The organism is Rhodococcus sp. JS3073, from assembly GCF_026810085.1.
Classification (GTDB): Bacteria; Actinomycetota; Actinomycetes; order Mycobacteriales; family Mycobacteriaceae; genus Rhodococcus_F; species Rhodococcus_F wratislaviensis.
The window spans coordinates 7,735,419-7,754,433 of the sequence record NZ_CP113951.1; the positions used below are offsets into that span (position 1 = coordinate 7,735,419).

General features: G+C 66.7%; 17 protein-coding genes and 2 pseudogenes. 10 read left to right on the forward strand and 9 right to left on the reverse strand.

Annotated features, from left to right (window positions below; all coding sequences use genetic code 11):
* Window positions 1-275: 275 nt before the first annotated feature.
* Window positions 276-1,138 (reverse strand): annotated as a pseudogene (locus OYT95_RS35325) (IS701 family transposase); the annotation flags it as partial.
* Window positions 1,139-1,296: 158 nt separating this feature from the next.
* On the opposite strand from OYT95_RS35325, the gene OYT95_RS35330 reads away from it, so the two are divergent.
* Window positions 1,297-1,737 (forward strand): hypothetical protein, encoded by a 441-nt coding sequence (locus OYT95_RS35330; protein ID WP_268790252.1) that lies wholly within the window; start codon window positions 1,297-1,299, stop codon window positions 1,735-1,737.
* A 46-nt stretch (window positions 1,738-1,783) separates the two neighbouring features.
* Here OYT95_RS35330 and OYT95_RS35335 read toward each other — a convergent pair whose 3' ends face one another.
* Entirely contained in the window at window positions 1,784-1,930 is a 147-nt protein-coding gene (locus tag OYT95_RS35335; protein ID WP_052032858.1) for an excalibur calcium-binding domain-containing protein, read from the reverse strand.
* Between the two features lie 519 nt (window positions 1,931-2,449).
* Between OYT95_RS35335 and OYT95_RS35340 the strand changes: the two are divergent.
* Both OYT95_RS35340 and OYT95_RS35345 read left to right on the forward strand, forming a co-directional pair.
* Window positions 2,450-2,665, forward strand: a pseudogene (locus tag OYT95_RS35340) (YceI family protein); the annotation flags it as partial.
* 40 nt (window positions 2,666-2,705) lie between these two features.
* Window positions 2,706-2,864 carry a hypothetical protein gene (locus tag OYT95_RS35345; protein WP_268792346.1) on the forward strand — a complete coding sequence of 53 codons (159 nt, stop codon included), beginning with the start codon at window positions 2,706-2,708 and terminating at the stop codon, window positions 2,862-2,864.
* A 108-nt stretch (window positions 2,865-2,972) separates the two neighbouring features.
* Here the strand turns inward: OYT95_RS35345 and OYT95_RS35350 are convergent, their stop codons facing one another.
* From OYT95_RS35350 to OYT95_RS35360, 3 genes are read right to left on the reverse strand one after another with little or no spacing between them, the layout of a single operon-like run.
* Window positions 2,973-3,224, reverse strand: coding sequence for a DUF3263 domain-containing protein (locus OYT95_RS35350; RefSeq protein ID WP_268790253.1), 252 nt, complete (start codon window positions 3,222-3,224; stop codon window positions 2,973-2,975).
* A gap of 38 nt (window positions 3,225-3,262) precedes the next feature.
* Window positions 3,263-4,402, reverse strand: a complete 1,140-nt coding sequence (locus OYT95_RS35355) for a 2-oxo acid dehydrogenase subunit E2 (RefSeq protein ID WP_268790254.1) — start codon at window positions 4,400-4,402, stop codon at window positions 3,263-3,265.
* A 43-nt stretch (window positions 4,403-4,445) separates the two neighbouring features.
* Complete coding sequence (locus OYT95_RS35360; protein ID WP_268790255.1) at window positions 4,446-6,797, reverse strand: transketolase-like TK C-terminal-containing protein; 2,352 nt, start codon at window positions 6,795-6,797, stop codon at window positions 4,446-4,448.
* 274 nt (window positions 6,798-7,071) lie between these two features.
* On the opposite strand from OYT95_RS35360, the gene OYT95_RS35365 reads away from it, so the two are divergent.
* Both OYT95_RS35365 and OYT95_RS35370 read left to right on the forward strand, forming a co-directional pair.
* A complete protein-coding gene (locus tag OYT95_RS35365) occupies window positions 7,072-7,548 on the forward strand; it encodes an Lrp/AsnC family transcriptional regulator (RefSeq protein WP_037227252.1) in 477 nt (158 codons plus the stop codon).
* An 86-nt stretch (window positions 7,549-7,634) separates the two neighbouring features.
* Window positions 7,635-8,339 (forward strand): GntR family transcriptional regulator, encoded by a 705-nt coding sequence (locus OYT95_RS35370; protein WP_128638313.1) that lies wholly within the window; start codon window positions 7,635-7,637, stop codon window positions 8,337-8,339.
* Window positions 8,340-8,409: 70 nt separating this feature from the next.
* Here the strand turns inward: OYT95_RS35370 and OYT95_RS35375 are convergent, their stop codons facing one another.
* From OYT95_RS35375 to OYT95_RS35390, 4 genes are all read right to left on the reverse strand, one after another.
* Window positions 8,410-10,410, reverse strand: a complete 2,001-nt coding sequence (locus OYT95_RS35375) for an acetoacetate--CoA ligase (protein ID WP_268790256.1) — start codon at window positions 10,408-10,410, stop codon at window positions 8,410-8,412.
* A gap of 89 nt (window positions 10,411-10,499) precedes the next feature.
* Window positions 10,500-12,266 carry an FAD-dependent oxidoreductase gene (locus OYT95_RS35380; RefSeq protein ID WP_128638315.1) on the reverse strand — a complete coding sequence of 589 codons (1,767 nt, stop codon included), beginning with the start codon at window positions 12,264-12,266 and terminating at the stop codon, window positions 10,500-10,502.
* Window positions 12,259-13,149, reverse strand: coding sequence for a fumarylacetoacetate hydrolase family protein (locus OYT95_RS35385; RefSeq protein WP_128638316.1), 891 nt, complete (start codon window positions 13,147-13,149; stop codon window positions 12,259-12,261). The genes OYT95_RS35380 and OYT95_RS35385 overlap by 8 nt, the downstream gene beginning before the upstream one ends.
* 57 nt (window positions 13,150-13,206) lie before the next feature.
* Entirely contained in the window at window positions 13,207-13,779 is a 573-nt protein-coding gene (locus OYT95_RS35390) for a VOC family protein (protein WP_037227239.1), read from the reverse strand.
* 309 nt (window positions 13,780-14,088) lie between these two features.
* Here OYT95_RS35390 and OYT95_RS35395 point away from each other — a divergent pair, with 309 nt between their 5' ends.
* From OYT95_RS35395 to OYT95_RS35415, 5 genes are all read left to right on the forward strand, one after another.
* A complete protein-coding gene (locus tag OYT95_RS35395) occupies window positions 14,089-15,366 on the forward strand; it encodes a PucR family transcriptional regulator (RefSeq protein ID WP_112298488.1) in 1,278 nt (425 codons plus the stop codon).
* A gap of 222 nt (window positions 15,367-15,588) precedes the next feature.
* Window positions 15,589-16,086 carry a flavin reductase family protein gene (locus OYT95_RS35400; protein WP_112298487.1) on the forward strand — a complete coding sequence of 166 codons (498 nt, stop codon included), beginning with the start codon at window positions 15,589-15,591 and terminating at the stop codon, window positions 16,084-16,086.
* A 78-nt stretch (window positions 16,087-16,164) separates the two neighbouring features.
* Window positions 16,165-16,806, forward strand: a complete 642-nt coding sequence (locus OYT95_RS35405) for a 3,4-dihydroxy-2-butanone-4-phosphate synthase (RefSeq protein WP_268790257.1) — start codon at window positions 16,165-16,167, stop codon at window positions 16,804-16,806.
* A gap of 140 nt (window positions 16,807-16,946) precedes the next feature.
* Complete coding sequence (locus tag OYT95_RS35410; RefSeq protein ID WP_268790258.1) at window positions 16,947-18,110, forward strand: acyl-CoA dehydrogenase family protein; 1,164 nt, start codon at window positions 16,947-16,949, stop codon at window positions 18,108-18,110.
* Between the two features lie 221 nt (window positions 18,111-18,331).
* Window positions 18,332-18,943, forward strand: coding sequence for a malonic semialdehyde reductase (locus OYT95_RS35415; protein WP_268790259.1), 612 nt, complete (start codon window positions 18,332-18,334; stop codon window positions 18,941-18,943).
* Window positions 18,944-19,015: the final 72 nt, after the last annotated feature.

Consider the following 19,015-nt stretch of genomic DNA (forward strand, 5'->3'; position numbering starts at 1 on the left):
CGCCTGGGCCAACTGTCGGGTAGCCCGCCGTCGTCGATCGCCAGCCCGATGACATCCCGGAGATCGGGTCGGGCGCTCCGGTGACCACGACGCCTCCGGGTTCGCCACCCATCTCGATCCGGGCCCCGAGCACCACGGCGACCACCTCGAGCGCGGACTGCGCTCCGACCACGTCAATGGAGTCGACTTCGGTCATGTCGGTCCTCCATTCCGTGCGCGGCGGGCCGTCGATCGCCGGCACCGTGGACCGATCACACCTCGGCTGTCGGTCGGCGGTTCGGGTGGCACCGGCTGCGCCCGCGCATCAGCAGACACGGGTCGGGTGTTCTCCGTCGTGGCCGGATATCGACCACCGCCCAGTCGTAGAGTCTGGGTCCGTGTGCGCCGTCGCCGCAGTAGATCCGCTGCCACGCGGTCGCCGGCAGGTCGGCGATCACGGTGTGGGCTCGGCGCTGCCGCAACTCCATCGAGATCACCATCTGCGACTTCGGAACGGCGAGAATGTGGGCCACACCAAGGGATTCGAGCCACAGCCGGAGTCGGCCGACCTGCCCGTACGCCTCGTCGCCGGTGAACCACCCGAACGGCACCCCCGGCATCAAGAGCCCGCTCGATCATCGTCTGCGACAGTTCGGGTTTCGTCGCGAAAGCCACCTCGTCGCCGATCCCGGCCTCCCGGCACCGCTCGTGGTCCTCGGTCCAGGCCTTCAGTCGGTACAACTCCCGATCGATAAGCGCCCGACCCCGGTCGGAAGCGTAAGCGAGAAACACCCCGATCTGGCTGTTCTCGATCCGCCCGGCCGAGCCGGAATACTGCTGGGCCACCCCGGCCGAGCGCGTGCCCCTTCTTCAACAATCCTGTCTCGTCGACGATCAACACGCCCTCGTCGGCGTCACCGATCGTCTCGACCACGACCTCACGCACGTCGTCGCAGAGCGCCACGCAGTCCCAGGATTAGAAGTTCAGCAGCCGCTGCATGCCGTCCGGCCCCGCATCACCGGCCGCCTCGGCCAGCGTCCATCTGTTCTTGCGTTCTCGCGCCCATCCGCCGCCGCGATCCACCCGCGAAAACCGGTGGGCGAACCGCGCACAGAACCCGGTGAAGCCCGTTGGCCACTCCAGCACCTCTGACTGCATGCAAGATCAATTACTACAACAGTCCCGTCAGTCACAAACTGTCGTCCCAGTACTTAGATGGCGCTCCCGTTCCGGCTTTCTCGTTGCGGTCCAGCCGTGTTTAAGCAGACGGAGGGCAGGAGTGGTGCAATGAAGTTGTGTGACGAGGTGAGTGAGCGATGAAGCAGGTCCTGAAGGCGGTGCTGGTGTGCGTTGTCGTCGGCGCCGCGGTGCTGGTGGTGTGGGCGGTTGCGTCGCGACCGGATGCGCCCGAGCCGCCGCGCCCGCTGCCCGATACCGCAGTCATGGTCCACGGCGTACCGACAACGTGCAGTGAACTCTTCGGGCAGCCCTGTGATTTCGGGTTGCAGGCCGCCTTCAACCGGTGGGGGACGGGCCTCGCTGCGTTCGTCGACTCCGGGGTCCTGGGCCCCTACGCCGAGCGGATCGGGTTCGTGGCGTCGACGAAGCTGAGTCTGGACGCCTGCGCACTGTCGCACACCACCGGAAAGACGGTCCTCGAATTCGTCGAACAGGCGCAACGGCAACACCCGGACGCCGGCAGCCCCGAGCTGTTTCCGTTCTGGAACCGGACCCGGCAAACCCTCTGTCCCCTGTGACCCGCACAGACGAGCACGGCGTGACGTCGACGATGGTGACACCGCATCACATGTCACAGGCGATACCATCCTTGTCCCGGTCGAGTTTCGTCGAGTAGCCGGGCTCGCCTTGGTAGATCGGCGCGACGCCGGCTGCGTTTGCGTCGGCGCAGGACGCGTAGCTGACCGATGCCGTGCGGCACCTGGTGCGCATGGTTTGTGGTTACGGGTCCGACACCGCCGTCATACGGTGCGTCGATAATCGTGCGGCGGTGTCGTTGTCCGGGTCTCCGGCCTCGTGAGCTCTCCCGGCGGGCGATCGAGGAACGGCGTGGCGTTCTCGTGCCTGGCGTGATCTCAGTCAAGCAGTGGCCGGCAGATCCGGCAACCAGTACTCATGAGGGTGAGCAATCTGCACGCCGACACTGTTGCTGGTCGCGATCCCGGTGGTCATCCTGCCCAGCGTCGACGCTGTGGACGAAATCGCCGCGCACTGACCGTGATCGGCCGTCGGGACCAGGGCGCAGGAGCTGACAGTCGAACCCTTGCACTTCAACACTAACTGTTATCAAATATTGCAACTGCCCGATCGGCGACACACGACCCAAGGAGCGCTACCCATGCCCGACATCCAATCCGCGTCCTCGGACCCGGCCTCCGCAACCATTCCCGGTGGTACGTATGCCATCGATACCGATCGACGGTGACGTTCCGCGCCAAGGCGTTCGGGTTGATGTGGGTGCGAGGCCGTATCCCGGTGCGGGAGGGCTCGATCACGGTCAGCGGCGGCCGCATCACCGGGACCGGCCTGCTCGCCGCCGACCGCATCGATACCGCATTGGGGCCCCGTGATTGGCACCTGCGGTCCGCGCACTACCTCCACACGGACAAGCACCCCACCATCGAAGTGGTGATCGACGGTGCCGACCTGTCGAGCGGTTCCGTTCCGTGCGAGGTGACGGTCCGGGGGGGCCACGGCACCCGCCCAGTTGCAGCTCCGATCGATCAAGGCGGCCGACACACTCGGCATCACCGCCGAGACGACGGTGGATCGCACCGCCTATCCGATGCTGGGCCCGTGGGCCGGAGTGTCACGTCGTGCGAACCTGGCCATCACGCTCGTCGCCCGGCCGACCGGGAACGGGTAGAACACCGAATCCGTTGGTGCAAAAAATCTTTCGCAAGCGGTTTCGGTGCACCCGTACCGGTGGCTGCCCCTGGGAGCTGTAGACGGGGCGGCGACCGGTACGGATCGATCACACGGCAGCCTGTGCGGCCGCGACACTTCGCGAGGTCGGCCGGGCGAGCTTGCTCGAGCAGAAGTCCATCAAGTATGTCCGGGTTGAGAAGTCGATGTCGTTGATCAGTGTGGACGTCACCATCGCCAGAAGGCGTTGGTAGAACACCTGCGGGGTGATGCCGAACTCGGGCAGGATGTATTCGTCTCCTCCGCCGAATCGGGACCATTTGGTGGCGAACGCCAGCATGGCCTGATCGTCTCGGGTCATTGTTCCTCCTCGTCCCCCGGCTGTGATGCTGATATCTGTCAGAGATCGTCTGCGGTGAAGCCGTTTTCGAGTCGCGCTTTGACGGCGGTGAGAAAGCGGGCGGCGTCGGCGCCGTCGACGATGCGGTGATCGTAGGAGATGGACAGGTAGGCCATCGAGCGCACGTCGATGCGGAGCTCCCCGTCGTGGCGGGTCGGCATCAGTCGTTCGACCACGGCACCGACACCGAGGATGCCCGTTTGGGGTTGGTTGATGATCGGGGTGTCGAACAGAGCGCCGCGGCTGCCGGTGTTGGTGAGGGTGAAGGTGCCGCCGGACAAGTCGTCGGCTGTGATCTTGCCGGTGCGGACCTTGTCGGCTTTGTCCGCGATCGCCCGGGCCAGGTCTTCGACCCCGAGGGTCTGGGCGTCTCGGATGACCGGCACCATCAAACCCTTTTCGCTGTCGACGGCCATGCCGAGGTGGCAGTGGTCGTAGTAGGTCACTTCGGTGACCTCGGTATTCAGCGAGGCGTTGAGGACCCGGTGCTCGGCGAGTGCGTCGACGGCGGCTTTGGCGAAGAACGGCAGGAAGGAGAGCTTGAGTCCGGTCCGAGCGAGGAAGTCGTCCTTGTGGGTGGCCCGCAGCCGGGCGATCGCGGTGACGTCGACCTCGAGCACTGTGGTGAGCTGGGCGGCGGTCTGCAGCGACTCGACCATCCGCTGGGCAATCGTGCGGCGGATGCGCGGCAGCTTCGCGGTGGTCGAGCCGGTCGCCGGCAGCGGCGCAGCGGTGCCGGCGGCGGCCGTGGTTGTGGCCGTGTCCGGCTCCGGAGGCGGCGAGGGAACCGCCGCCGGAGCCGGGGGCACCGACGGTGCGGTCTGTGCCGGATCCGCCGCCGGTGCCGGTATGGGTGGGGCAGTGGGAGCCGCAGCCGTGCGGTCGGATTCGGTGATGATGGCCAGTTCGGCGTCGATGGCGACGACGTCGTTCTCCTCGGCGAGGTGGCGTTGGAGAATCCCGGTGACCGGTGACGGGATTTCGGTGTCGACCTTGTCGGTGGCGACCTCGAGGAGTGGTTCCTCCGCGGTGACATGGTCGCCGGGTTGTTTGAGCCACCGGGTGATGGTGCCCTCGTCGATGCTCTCCCCCAAGGCCGGCATCCGCACCGTGGTGCCTGCGAGTTGTTCGGTTGTCATGGTGTTGTCTGCTCCTGGCCTGTGTGCGTGCGGGTCTCGGTGATCAGGGGAGAATGTCGAGCGCGGCCCGCACGATGCTGTCGGTGTCGATGCCGTGGTAGCGGTACACCTCGTCGAGGGAGCCGACCTGCCCGAATCTGCTGACCCCGAGTGCGGTGCTGCGCACCTGGTTGATGCCGGCGAGGAACGCCAGCGTGTGCGGGTGGCCGTCGAGGACGGTCACGATCGGGGTGGCGCGGTCGGCGGGAAAGAGCTGATCGAGGATCCAGCTGTCGCCGGACCCGTGGCCTCGGCGCGCCTGGATCGCTTCGAACAGCAGCCCGGGGCTGGTGACGCAGACGACGTCGGCGGGGATGCCTTGTTCGGCGAGACGGTCGGCCGCGGCGAGGGCTTCGGTCATCATCGCGCCGATGGCGACGATGGTGACCTGCGCGTCGTCCCGGCGCACCAGCGGATACCCGCCGGCCACCACCTGACGTCGGCGGCGTTCGCGGGCCGCCGGGTCGGTGGGCACCGCGGCCAGGATCTGGTCGACGGGGCGGGTGGACAGCCGCAGGTAGGCGGAGGTGCCGTCCGGGCGGCCGAGCCGGCCGATGCTGGCCAGTAGTGTCCACTCGGTGTCGATCGCGAAGGCGGGTTCGTAGCTGATGCAGCCGGGCTGCTCGAGCCCGATCGAGGGGGTCTTGATCGACTGGTGCGCACCGCCTTCGGCGGCGAGGGTGACACCGGAGGGGGTGCCGACCAGGATCGACTGGCCGCCCGCGTAGATACCGTAGGACCAGGGTTCGAGGGCACGTTCGACGAACGGGTCGTACATCACCCCGATCGGGAACAGCGGCTGTCCCCACCGGCTCCAGGTGGCGCCGAGCTCACCCATCAGGCCGACCAGGTTGGTTTCGGCGATGCCCAGTTCCATGTGCTGCCCGGTAGGCCGCTCATTCCAGTGCATGATGGTCTCGCGGTCGTCGTCGAACCAGTTGCGGCGCTCGGCCGCCGACCACACCCCGACCTTGTTGACCCACCCCGCCAGGTTGGTCGTCGAGCTCACGTCCGGGCTGACGGTGACCACCCGCTTCGCGGCCTCGGGGGCCTCGCGGGTCAGGTCCAGCAGCACCCGCCCGAGGGCGGCCTGGGTGGTGGCGGTGCCCTTGGGGGTGCGGCCGATGTCGGTGGGGATCGTCAGCGCGGGCGACGCCGGGATCGGGTCGCGGCGCAGCCGCTCCGCATTGTCCGCGCACCGCCGCCCGGCCGCGGAGTCGGCATCGAACCGGCCCCACGGGGACGCCGGGTCCATGCCCAGATCGGCGGCGAGTGAGGCGTATTCGTCCACCGACAGCAGCGAGGAGTGGTTCTGCGGGTGTCCCTGGGTGGGCAGCCCGTAGCCCTTGATGGTGTAGGCGATGATCACCGTGGGCCGGGTGTCGTCGATCTGCCGGTACGCGGCGGTCAGGGCGGACAGGTCGTGGCCGCCGAGGTTGCGGATCGCGGCGGTCAGGGTGTCGTCGTCGAGGCCGGCGATCAGGGCCGTGATTTCCGCGCTGCCGGGGCCGTTCCCGGGCAGGCGGGTGCGGACCTCGTCGGCGCTGCAGCGCAGCAGCCGCTGGTACTCCGGGTTGGGCATGTCCAGGATGCAGGTGCGCAGGGCCTGCCCGCCGGGCCGGGTGAACAACTCTTCGAGCAGTTTGCCGAACTTGACGGTGATCACCTGCCACCCGGCGGCGTCGAACATCTTCTCCAACCGGTTCGCGGCAATGTTCGGAATCACCCGGTCCAGGGACTGCCGGTTCAAATCGACGATCCACACGACCTCGCCGAGGTCGGCGATGCCCGGGTCGAGGATGGCCTCCCACACCGCGCCCTCGTCGAGTTCGGCGTCGCCGACCAGCGAGTACTGGCGGCCGGTGCCGGCTCCGCCGGTGGTGGTTTCGACGTAGCGGCGGGCCATGGCGCCCCAGATCGGGGCGGTGGCGCCGATGCCGACGGATCCGGTGGAGTAGTCGACGGTGTCGGGGTCCTTGGAGCGGCTGGGGTAGGACTGTAGCCCCCCGAACTCGCGCAGGGTGGTCAGGTATTTCTCATCGAGTTCACCGAGCAGGTAGTTGATGCCGTGCAGCACGGGGGAGGCGTGCGGTTTGACCGAGACCCGGTCACCGGGCTGGAGCTGTTCGAACCACAGCGAGGTCATGATCGAGACCATCGATGCACAGGACGCCTGATGCCCGCCGACCTTCAGGCCCGTGGGGTTCGGCCTGATCCGGTTGGCGTGATGGATCATCGAGGTGGACAGCCACAACACTCGCTGCTGGATCGTTTCGAGTGTTTCCAGATCCACCGAATGTCCGGCTTCTGCGACGGGGGTCACGGTTCCGGGGCTGGCGGGCAGGGTGTTGGGCATCGGATTCTCTTTCCTCACATGTGCGGATCGCTGCGGACGAGCGCAACTACAAGAACGGCTCCGACGGGGTAGCCGGGGAGCAATCCGCTCGACCGGTAACAGGGTGGGTGCGGTCGGATGCGGTATCGGAATGCGGCGGTGCCCGGATCTGGTCTGACCGCCGCCCACCTGTTATAACAGTGGATCAGGATTTTGCCGCCTGCGCAATAGTCGGTGTTGAGATTGAGCAGAATGCACGCCGATAGGGCACTCGAGGGAAGGTGGGATTGGCACAATGCCAAGCACGCACAGAGCGGATCAGATCGACGCCCGGCTACTGCTCGCGCTCGCGGAGTCGCCGCGGGCCACGACCATTGCCCTGGCAGACCGGATAGGACTCTCGCGCAACACCGTTCAGGCCCGGATGGGCAAGCTCGACGACTCGCACGCGCTGCGCTCCTTCGAGCGCCGCATCGACCCGGCGATCCTCGGTTATCCGCTGCAGGCATACATCTTGACCAACGTCACCCAGCGCAAGCTGGCCCGTGTCGGGGCCGCTCTCGACGGCATTCCCGAGGTGCTCGAGGTCCTCGGCCTCAGCGGTGTCGCGGATCTGCTCATCCACGTCGCTGTCCGGGACGCCGACGACCTGTATCGAGTGGCCGGGGACATCCTCGGGATCAAGGGGGTCAAACGCACCACCACCGCGCTGGTCATGCGGGAGATGGTGGACTACCGGATCACGCCGCTGGTCGAAAAGCTCACCGACTGACACCGGTCGATCCGCGCCCAGACCTGCATCGACCCGGTGTTATAACATGCCTTGCACGTGGTGACAGCGATGACAACGAGACGGAGATGGTCGTGACAACGAGCACGAGAAACCCGCAACCGCTGGTGCGGGCCCTGACTCCGACCTCCGTTCCCGAACAGGTCGCCAAGGAAATCCGGCGCTCGATCCTCTCCGGCGAACTCCGTCCGGGCCAAACCTTCTCGCTGCGGGAGATCTCCGGCCAGCTCGGGGTGAGCTTCATCCCGGTCCGGGAAGCACTCAAAGAGCTCGAAGCGCAGGGTCTGGTGGTGACCCGCCCCGGGAAAAGCGCTATGGTCGCCCCGCTTTCGCACGAGGACCTGCACGGAATCTATCGGCTACGCCGCCAACTCGAACCGGAAATCGCCGGCCGCGCCTGCAAACTGCTCGACGACGCGGACCTGCGTCGCCTCGAGAACTACGTGGCCATGTTCGGCGACGAGAGCCTCGACCTCGACGACATTTACCAGGCGCACCACGCCTTCCACTACGAACTGCTCCGGCCCGCCGCCACCGCCTGGGACCTGCGCGTGCTCGACGGCCTGTGGCACGCCGCCGAACGGTATATCCGCCTGGCGTTCTCGGGTCGCGAGGCCGAACCGGACGAACACGAGCGGCGGGGACACGTGCATGCGGACATCCTCACCGTCGTGCGTACCCGCAATATGAGGAAGGTCGCCGCGGCGACCCGGCAGCACCTCGACGACAACGAACAGATCGCGCTTCGGGCGCTCGACCCGATCGCGCCCTGAACACCGCCGCCTCGGCGCATGTTCACGTCGGCTCTGCGGCCGCCGAGGCACCGGCCCCGGCGGCCTGCCCTCAGGTGAGCGTGGAGGTGCCGGCGCGGTGGTCTTGGAACCGCTGCGCATAGTCGATGTACCAGTCGAGGGCGGCGGTGTCGGCGACGGTGGCGCGGTTGATCGCGGTCTCCGCAGACACTCCCTGGATCAGCTTCTTGACGGGAATCTCGAGCCGCTTACCGGTGCGGGTGATGGGAATAGCCGGGACGTCGATGATCTCGTCCGGCACGTGCCGGGGCGAGGCCTCTCGGCGGATAGTGCTGCGGATCTTCTCCACCAGGGCGTCGTCGAGGTCGTATCCGGCGCGCAGGACCACGAACAGCGGCATGTGATAGCCCCCGTTGGGCAGTTCGGCGCCGATCACCAGTGCCTCGGCGATCTCCGGCAGCGCTTCGACGGCCTGGTATATATCCGCCGATCCCATCCGGACCCCGCCGCGGTTGATCGTCGAATCCGACCGCCCGTGGACCACGCAGCCGCCGTCGGCTTCCATGGTGATCCAGTCTCCGTGCCGCCACACCCCGGGGTAGACCTCGAAATAGGCGTCCCGGTACCGGTTTCCGTCCGGGTCGTTCCAGAAGTAGATCGGCATCGACGGCATCGGTGCGGCGATCACCATTTCCCCCACCTCACCGATCACCGACCGGCCGTCCTCGTCCCACGCCTGAACGTCGACCCCCAGGTAGGGGCCCTGAAGTTCGCCGGTCCGCACCGGGCTCAGCGGGTTGGCGCCGATGAATCCGGTGGCCACGTCGGTGCCGCCGCTGTCCGACCCCAGGTGCACATCCGGGCTGACCGTGTCGTAGATCCATCGCCAGGTGCTGTCCGGCAGCGGCGAACCGGTCGACATGATCGACCGCAACCCCGACAGATCGAAATCGGTGCCGGGCTGGGTGCCGGCCTTCTCGCACAACGTCAGATAGGCGGCACCGGTGCCGAACCGGGTGGCCCCGTACCGGGCGCAGATCTCGAATTGGTGGTCGGGCCGCCCGAAAGTGGGGCTGCCGTCGTAGGTGATCACGGTGGCACCGGGGGCCATGCAGTTGACGAGCATGTTCCACACCACCCAGGCGGTGCTGGCGGCGATGAACACCCGATCGGTGGGGCCGAGGTCGTAGTGCAGGGCGTTGGCCTTGAGGGCTTCGAGCAGGATTCCGCCGTGTGAGTGCACGATCCCCTTGGGAAGGCCGGTGGTGCCGGAACTGTAGAGGATCCACAGCGGGTGATCGAACGGCACCCGCTCGTACTGTGGTTGGGCGTCCCCGACGACCACATCGGCGTAGTCGGCGATACTCGGCCGGTGCTCCCCAGTGAAGGGTAGACCGATATTGTCGACCATGATGGCGTGCCGCACGGTCGGCAGCTGGTCCAGCAGGGCGGAGAAGACGTCCCGGCGGTCGACGCGTTTACCGTTGAACTGGTAGCCGTCCACCCCGATCAGCACGGTCGGCTCGATCTGCGCGAACCGGTCGACCATACCTTTGACACCGAAATCTGGTGCGCAACAAGACCACACCGCACCGACGCTGGCGGCGGCCAGCACCGCGACGACGGTGGGCGCGATGTTCGGCAGCATCGCCGCGATCCGGTCTCCGGGCCGCACGCCGATGTTCCGGAAGTGCGCGGCAAGGTTGGCGACCTGCGCAACCAGCTCGGCCCGCGAGAGTTCCCCGGTGGTGCCGGTTTCGTCGACCGAAATGATCGCGGGCCCGGCCTGGTCGGTATGGCGGAGCAGGTTTTCGGCCCAATTCAGCCGGGTGCCGGGGAACCACCGTGTGCCGGGCATCTGGGGGTCGGCGAGCACCGTGTGCGGTGGCGCCGAGGCGATGACGTCGAAGTACTCCCAGATCGAGAGCCAGAACCTCTCGAGGTCGCTGATCGACCAGCACCACAGAGAGTCGAAGTCGGTGGTGGAGACGTTCTTCTCGGTCGCGAGCCAGCGTTGGTACCGGCTCATGTTCGAGGTGAATACCCGCTCGGGTGGTGGGGTCCACAACACTTCACGTCCTGGCGCGGTCATTGTTGGTGCGTCCTTTCCGGCTCCCCCCCGGCCACGGGCAGAGGTGGTGTCGTGGTCTGCCCGTGGCGGGAGGGTTTCGTGCGGTGGTGTCAGCGGGAGAGCACGGTGCCGAGGGCCCGGGTGAGCTCGTCTGCGGGGTCGGCGGCGGCGCCGGCGGCGCGCCAGGCGACGTGGTTGTCCGGGCGGACCAGGATCGCCCCGGTGTCGTCGATCTGGCGGAGTTCACTCCAGCGGCCGGTGGGGTCGGTGTAGTCGGCGCCGGTACCGATCTGGGCGACCTTGATCTGAATACCGAACTTGTCGTTGGCCAGCCGGGCGGCGTCGGACCAGGCGGCTCCGTCTGCTGCGGTGATGAGCACGAAGTGCGCGTTGTTGCCGGTGAGGTCGTGGGTGGAGATCTGTCGGCCGTCGTGCTCGAGCCAGGCGTGGGGCAGGCGGTGCCCGGGGCGGGTGGTGGGGTGGTAGTTGTGCCCCATCGGGTCGCGCGGCGGTGCCTCGGTGCCGTCCGGGACGAGCGCCCCGTCGCGGTAGGCGAAGCCGATTTCGAGGTCGTGGGCCTGGAATTCGGTGCGCTGGGTACTGATCACCTCGGCGGCGCGGGCGCGGCGGGTTTCGCCCATCGGGGTGTCGGAGAAGTAGTCCCGGAACACCTGGACCTGGGCTTCGAGGGGCTGGCCGGGGATCAGGCCGAGGCCGGCGTCGACGACCATGTGGTTGAGGAAGGTGAACATGGCCCAGTCGACGTTGCGCATCCCGACGAGGCGGCGTTCGGGCTCGTAGGTGTCGAGCAGAGCGGGGGCGGCGTCACCCTTGATCACCGCGGCCAGCTTCCAGGCCAGGTTGTGGGCGTCCTGGATGGCGGTGTTCAGGCCCAGACCCGTGGTCGGCGGGTGCCGGTGCGCGGCGTCGCCGGCGAGGAAGATCCGGCCGACCTGGTACTTGTCGGCGAGCACCCCTTCGAGGATCCAATGGCTGACCTTGTGGATCTTCAATTCGAGGTCGGGCAGCTTGAGCAGCTCGCGCAGCCGCGGAACGATGGCCTCTTCGTCGAACCGGGCCGGATCGTCCGGGCGGAAGGTGAAGTGCAGGACGAATTCTTCCGAGTGCTTGCCCCACGTGGGGCCCATGGCGGCCATGGCGCCGCTGTTCCAGGATCCGGCGCCCTCGGGGTTGAGCAGCCAGGTGATCAGGACGTCGTCCTCCCACCACTGCGACAGGTCGGCGGTGAAGTGGGTGCTGACCATGTCGAGGATCCCGGTGGGGCCCTCCATTTTCACACCGAGTTCGGGTCCGACGGTCTTGCCGCCGTCGGCGGCGACCATGTACTGGGCGTGGACGGTGTAGGTCTCCTGGGTGTCGCGGTTCAGGACGACGGCGTGGATTCCGTTCTCGTCCTGTTCGAAGGAGACGAGTTCGCGGCCGAAGTGGATCGAGTCCGGTGCCCGCTTCTCGGCGTGCTCACGCAGGAGGGGCTCGAGCCGGATCTGCGGGTAGTTAGTGGACGGGCAGGGGCTGTCGACCGCGTATGCGCTTTCGAGGCGTCCACCGCCGAAGGATTCGAGGGTGTACAGGGTGCGCCCGTCCAGTTCGCCGTCGCCGCCGAGGGAGGTGACCCACCGGGTCTTACCCATGTTCTTCGGCGGGGTGCCCACCGCGTAGATCGAGTCCGCGACCCCGACCTGGCGCAGCACCTCCATGGTGCGCTGGTTGAGGTAGTGGGCCTTGGGCAGGTGGGAGGTGCTGGTGTGCCGCTCGATGAGGTGGTGGTCGATGCCGTGCTCGGAGAGGAGGATCGAGGTGGTCAATCCACACCCGCCTCCGCCGACGATGAGGACGGGGACGGTGATGTCAGACATGGCTGGTGCTCCTGGAAACAGTGGTGAGTGGGTGTGGGCGGTTGGTGGCGGCGAAACGGTGCCGCATCTCGCCGATGGTGTCGGCGCGGCTGACGAGTTCGTCGTCGATACCGATGAGCCGTTTCGGATCGCGGGTGAAGCCGATACCCGACGGGGTGCCGGTAAAAATGAGGTCGCCGGGGCGCAGCGGCACGATCGACGACAGATAGGACACGAGGACCGGGATCGGGAAAATCAGGTGCCGGGTGCGCGAGTTCTGCATCACCTCGCCCGACAGGACCGTGCTGACCTCGATGTCGTCCGGGTTCTCGAATTCATCCGGGGTAACCAGAACCGGCCCGATCGGGGCGAAACCGGCGAACGACTTGCCGAGCGCGAACTGCTGCGGTGGGGGACCGGACAACTGAAGCTCCCGCTCGGACAAATCCTGACCGAGGGTCAGCCCGGCCACATACTCCCAGCCCTCGGAAACGGGAACGTGCCGGGCTTCCTTACCGATGACCGCCACGAGTTCGACCTCGAAATCCACCGACCCGCCGGGGTGTTCGATGGTGGCGTAGGGCCCGGTGATCGAGGCCGGGAACTTGGTGAACACGAACGGCGCGTCGGGCAGGGTCAGCCCGGATTCCTCGACGTGGTCGGCATAGTTCACGCCGACGGCGAAGATCTGGCCGGGCCGGGGAACCGGGGCGCCCAGCTCCGACTCCACCACCGGTGCCCCGTCGGTGAAGTCCACCGTGGCCGCCCATGCGGTGAACTCGTCCCACCGGTCGAAGATCTGCTGGGGTTCGGCGGAAAAGCGGCCCCCGCTGGCTGTCTCGACGTCGACGGCGACGCCGTCCGCCACTACCTGGAGCCGACCGGCTTGGTTTGCCAAACGCATGAGAAAAAGTCCTTAGATAAGAGTGGAGTGCCGCTGGTCGGGCCGAGCGCGATCAGCTCAGCTGGTCAGCGCCGCCATCGGGTCAGGCAGGTCCGGGCTCGTCTGCAGGGCCCAGGAGTGGGTGGTGATCTCCGAAACCGGGATGCCCTGGACCAGTGCTTGCCGCATCAGTTCCGGGACGAACGACACCCCGACCGGGTTGTTGGCGTACTCCGGGCCGTTCATGTAAGCCGTCGCCTCGTCCGGGGTGGTGAAGTTGTCGATCTGCAGCTCGACGAAGTTGCCGTCCGGATCCTGGTAGTACAGCGACGTCGTCACCCCGTGCTGGATCGGCACCTTCGGCTCAATCCCCTTCTCCTTGAGCGAGTCGTACCGATCGAGCAGATCGTCGAGGGTGTCGAAGGTGTAGGCGGTGTGGTGCATGCCCGCCGCACCCGGATTGCGCGGTTCGAGCTGCACCGGGGCACCGAGCAGCGCGACCCGGTGGTGTTCCTCGTCGAAGGTGATGAAGCACAATCCGTGCCCTTCGTAGACCACGTGCGCATCCAGCACGGTGCAATACCAATCGCGCATCTCCTCGAACCGGCTCGTCTGCAGCACGACGTGCGCGAACTTAGGGGTGGCGGTCATCGTTGACTCCTTCGATACCGATCACGGTCGGGTGACCGGAAGGGATGTGTGAGACCCGGGTTCGAAATGTCGTTCCACAGCTAGGGTGGATTCCTACCCGGAGCTATATTTGATAACAGCTCGCGTTGCTGCGAGCACCCTGCAGAGACCATTGCTGTGGTCCCCGTCACGTTGTTGTCTCCCCATTTCACGAGATTCCATCGCGGATGGCTAGTGGCTGGGGAACAGGAACTTCGAGGGAAATTGGTTTACAGCCCAATTTGGGTGATGTGTGGGCTGTAGCGTTGACGTGGTCGGAAAGGATGTCGGGTGCCGCACTGGACTGGTGAACTATCGGGAGCACGGGCCCGGCAACCGGAGCTCGAGTGGCTCAGCCCGGACGCCGAACGCGTTCGCGCCGCCCTCGGCGACGGCGCGGTGACCTGGGCGGTTGAAGTGGGCCAGGACATTGCCGCCACGATCTCGCGGAAAGTTCCCGCAGTGGACGACGGAGCGCCGCCCCTGGACGCGATTCGGCGAGCCACCACGGCGACCGTGTTCCGGGCACTGACGCTGGTCGCGGGTATCGGCGAATCGGAATCTACTCTGGCCAGTGCCGAGGTGGAGGACATCGCCCGCGATTTCGCCCGCCGAGGCATGGAGCTCGACGATCTGCTCCGGACCATCCGCGTCGGGTATGCGGTGCTGGCGGCCGCACTTCTCGACGCGGCGACCCGGCTGCTGCCGCCGAGTGAGAGCAGCGGCGAGCTGCGCCGCATCTCCGTGCTGCTTTTCGAGGTGCTCGACGACTTCACCGGGGTGGCCGCCGCGGCCTTCCTCGAGGAGCAGAGCGCATGGGCGGCGGGGGTCTCGGCGGCCCGGCTCGACCTCGTCACCAAGATCATCGCCGCGGACCCCATCGAGCCCGCCCACGCCGAACAGGTCCTCGGCTATCCCCTCGGCGGCCATCACGTGGCCCTCATCGCCTGGAGCGGCCCGCACTCGAACCACGACCTCCGGACCGTCGTCGACCCGGTGCTGCGGCATTGGGGAACACCGACAGCATCACTGGTGATCCCCGTCGGTCTCCAGGCGATCTGGGCGTGGGGGGCGATCACCCCGGACCCGACCCGCGCCCTGACCTCCTCCCTACCCGACTTCGTTGACACCTTCGTCGTCGCCGGCCAACTCGGTTCCGGGATGAAAGGATTCCGCAGAAGCCACCTCGAAGCGCGGGCCGTCGAGCGGCTGGTTCGCCTGCGGGTAGGTCATCCACCCACCACCACCGGTCACGAGCACATCGGCCTGGAAGTGCTCCTGCTCGCCGACCCGGAAGCCGCAGTGCAGTTCGCCTCCCGTCTGCTCGGCCCGCTCGCCGGCGACGACCCCCGGATGGCCGACCTGCGGTCGACCCTGAGCCTCTATCTCGACATGGACCACAGCCTGTCCAAAGTCGCGTCGGCAGAGCACATCTCCAAGAACACGGTGACCTATCGAGTGCAGAAGGCCTTGAGCCTGTGCACGCCTTCGGATGGGTCGACTACGGACCTGCGTGCCGCGCTCCGCATTTATGAGTGGCTTAAAGACGCCCCCATCGCTCAGTGGTAGCGACCGTAGGCCGATAGCCCGAACCCACGGCTGGTCCAGGAACCAAAAGTTGGCGACAACGCTGGGCTCTGCAGTAGTGCGAACTGGGTCACTGATGCGGTCTACTTGTGGTGTAGGACACATCAGCTCCTGGTGATCGAGAGGCCGACAGGCCGAACACGAACTCCGTCCAACCGCGGGGAATCGCGGTGAGAACCGCAGTCGACAGAAGGAAGTCTTTCGATGCACACCCCCTCGAGTCCTGTCCAGGAAACGTTCAAGGACGTGATGGCACACGTGGCCACTCCTGTCGCCGTCGTGACCTCCATGGATGGCGGCCTGCCCTTCGGCACCACGGTCAGCGCCTTCACCTCTTTGTCGATGACACCGCCGATGGTCCTGGTCTCCCTGGACCGCGGATCGGAGACACTCGAACTGATAACGGCATCGAAGAAGTTCGGATTGAACGTGTTGGGTAGCGACCAGCAAGGCACCGCGCTGAAGTTCGCGAAGAAGGGCGGAATAGGCAAGTTCCATGGCGTGCGGTGGGACGTCGACCACGAACTTCCCCGAATCGCCGGCGCCGCCGGCTGGATCGCCTGTCACGTCGAGCAGTTTGTCGAGGGCGGCGACCATGTGGTCGTGCTCGGCAACGTCGTTGCGGCAGAGAACAATTACAGCGAGCCGCTCACCTATCACCGCCGCGTATTCGGCACGCACTCGGCGCTCGAACCCGCATAGCACTGCCAGGCCTCGATTACGCCGCGGCTAGAGCAACTCGACAGCAGCACCGAATTATTCTGCAAAGGAAGGCACGCCATGACGACCTTGTTAGCGCCCCGCGCCTCGCACCATCGGTCATGGTCGACACTCGCAGCCGGTAGTGGCGCACTCGCCGACGGCGAGCTGATCGTCCTGAGCCATCACCGCCGCGTGGTGCTCGTGGGGTGCGCGGGCGCCGTGACCACCGAGCAGATGGCCTTCCTGATCCGCCACACCACCGGATTTGTGCAGGTGGCACTGCATGAACGTGTCTGTGACCGTCTCGTCCTGCCGGAAGCGACCCCCAGGGTTCGGGCCATCTCCACACTCGGCCACGGCCAATGTGTCACCGTCGACGCCGCTGCCGGTATTACCACCGGAATCTCCGGCGCCGACCGGGCGCGCACGGCCCGCATCCTTGCCGACCCGGTCACGGAGCCAGACGATCTCACCCGGCCCGGGCACCTGGTCCCGGTGCGCGTGACACCCACGGAGTTCCGGATCCGCGCGACCACCGCGTCCCTTGCCCTCACACTCACCGACACGGCTGAACCCCCGTACTCGGGCGCGGTGTTCGCCGACCTCGACGGCACCGCCGACCCGACCAGCGTCGGCGATCGACACGACGCCGAAATCCTCGCCGGCCGGTACGGACTGACACTCGTCGCGGGCCCGAACCTGAAGGGCAACGTTCGCTGATACCCCCGCGGTGCCGCACGCGACACGCACACCCGAACCAACCAGAATCCGCACACCCCAGGCGCGGTCCCCGCATGCCCTGAGCTGCGCCGATCACACCCCACAGCTCCAAGAAACAGCCACCCACACCGGAGGAAACAATGGACATCACCCGCACCGAACTCATGGACCGGGTGCACGCCCTGGTACCGGCCTTCGCCGAACGCGCACAGAAGACCGAGGAGAACCGTGCTCCCCTCGACGAGACGATCACCGACCTCATCGACTCGGGAATCCTGGCCACGTTGACCCCCAAGGAGTACGGCGGACTCGAACTCGGACTCGACGTCGCCGCCGAGATCGTCCGCACCATCAGTGCCGCCTGCCCGTCGACCGGCTGGGTCACCTCCTTCTACATCGGAGCGGCCTGGCGAGTGAACATCTTCACCGAACAGGCGCAACGAGAAGTGTTCGCCGACAAGCCCTACACCCTCACCGCTGGTACCGCGGCCCCGCTCGGTCAGGTGCAGAAGGTCGACGGCGGCTACCGCATCACCGGGCAGACGGCCTGGAACTCCGGTTCGGTGCACGCGGAATGGTTCACCTTCGCCGGTGTCGTGTTCGAGGAGGGCAGCGCCCCCACCCCGTTGTGGTTCCTCGTGCCCCGTGAGGACGTCAAGATCCTCGACACCTGGTACATCGCCGGCATGTCCGGGACCGGCAGCAACGACATCAGCGTCGACGACGTCTTTGTCCCGGACTACCGCACCGGGCCGTTCGCCCTCGCCCTCGCCGGTACCGCTCCCGGGCAGCTGATCCATCCCAACCCCATGTACCACCTGCCGTTCCTGCCGTTCGCGATGGCCGAGGTCACCCCGGTCGTCGTCGGTGCCCTGCGCGGTGCGGCGGACGCGTTCGTCCAGCGCACCCGGGACCGGCAGGGAACCATCAGCCAGGAGAAGGCCTCCGGCAAGCAGGCCGCCCAGATGCGGCTCGGCCGGGCGCTCGCCGCGGCGGACGCCGCCGAAACACTCCTCGACGCCTTCTTCGAACGCCTCACCGCCCAGCGACCCGAGCAGTCCGACCCCTGCGATCGTGCCGAAATGAAGCTCAAGGCAGCATATCTGGCGGACCTGGCCCGCAACGCCCTCAACGACATGGTGCGCGGAATAGGCGGCGACGGGTACCGGAGCTCGGCACCGATCCAGCGGTTCTTCCGTGACCTGTCCGTGCTGTCGGTGCACGCCTTCCTCGACATCGACACGGCCTCGGAAACCATCGGCCGGTTCACCCTCGACCTTCCGGTATCCGATCCGCTCCTCTGACCGGCTGCGGCTACGTCCTCACCTCCCGAGCCTCGGCCGCGGATCGCCCGCGGCCGAGGCTCGGACGGCAACCGAGTAGCCGCGCAGGTACCCAGGTCCCGTTCCCGCGGCACCACCGTCGGAACTCAGGACCCTATGACCACAAATGATGCGACCACCGAGCAGTCCGTAGCGGCACGTCGGTGAATCGACATCGTCAGCTCAGGATCAGGAGAGAAGCATTGGTGAGCAGTAACGCGACAATCGAATGCCTCGACGACGCAGCCAGAGACCTGCTGTTCGGCGGCGCACGAACGGTCAACAACTTCGCCCCGACCCCGGTCAACGATGACGAACTCACCCAGATCTGGGAAATGACCCGCTGGGCGCCCACGGCAGCGAACTCCCAGCCGATGCGCGCGCAATTCGTGCGCACCGCCGACGCCCGCCGCCGACTGCTCGCACACCTCGACGAGGGTAACCGTGAGAAGACGGCGTCAGCGCCCGTCACCGCAATTGTCGCGGTCGACAGCGAATTTCACGAGCACCTTCCCCGCCTGCTGCCCATCCGGCCACAGCTCCGTGATGTCTTCGCGGACAACGACGCGCTGCGCGAGCGCACCGGCAACTTCAACGCTGCCCTGCAGACGGGGTACTTCATCCTCGCCATCCGTGCCGCCGGCCTGGCGGCCGGGCCGATGGCAGGCTTCGACCCGGCAGGAATAGACGCGGAATTCTTGTCCGGAACCTCCTGGAGGTCCATCCTGGTCGTCAACATCGGACATCCCGGCGAGAACCCGTTTTTCGAGCGTCTCCCCAGACTCGACCCCTCAGAGACCGTGCGCTGGGCCTGAGGGCTCTAGACCGCTCTCCGATCGTTCCCATATCGAGTCCAGATCGATCCCCACAGTGCGTGGGCATCCCGT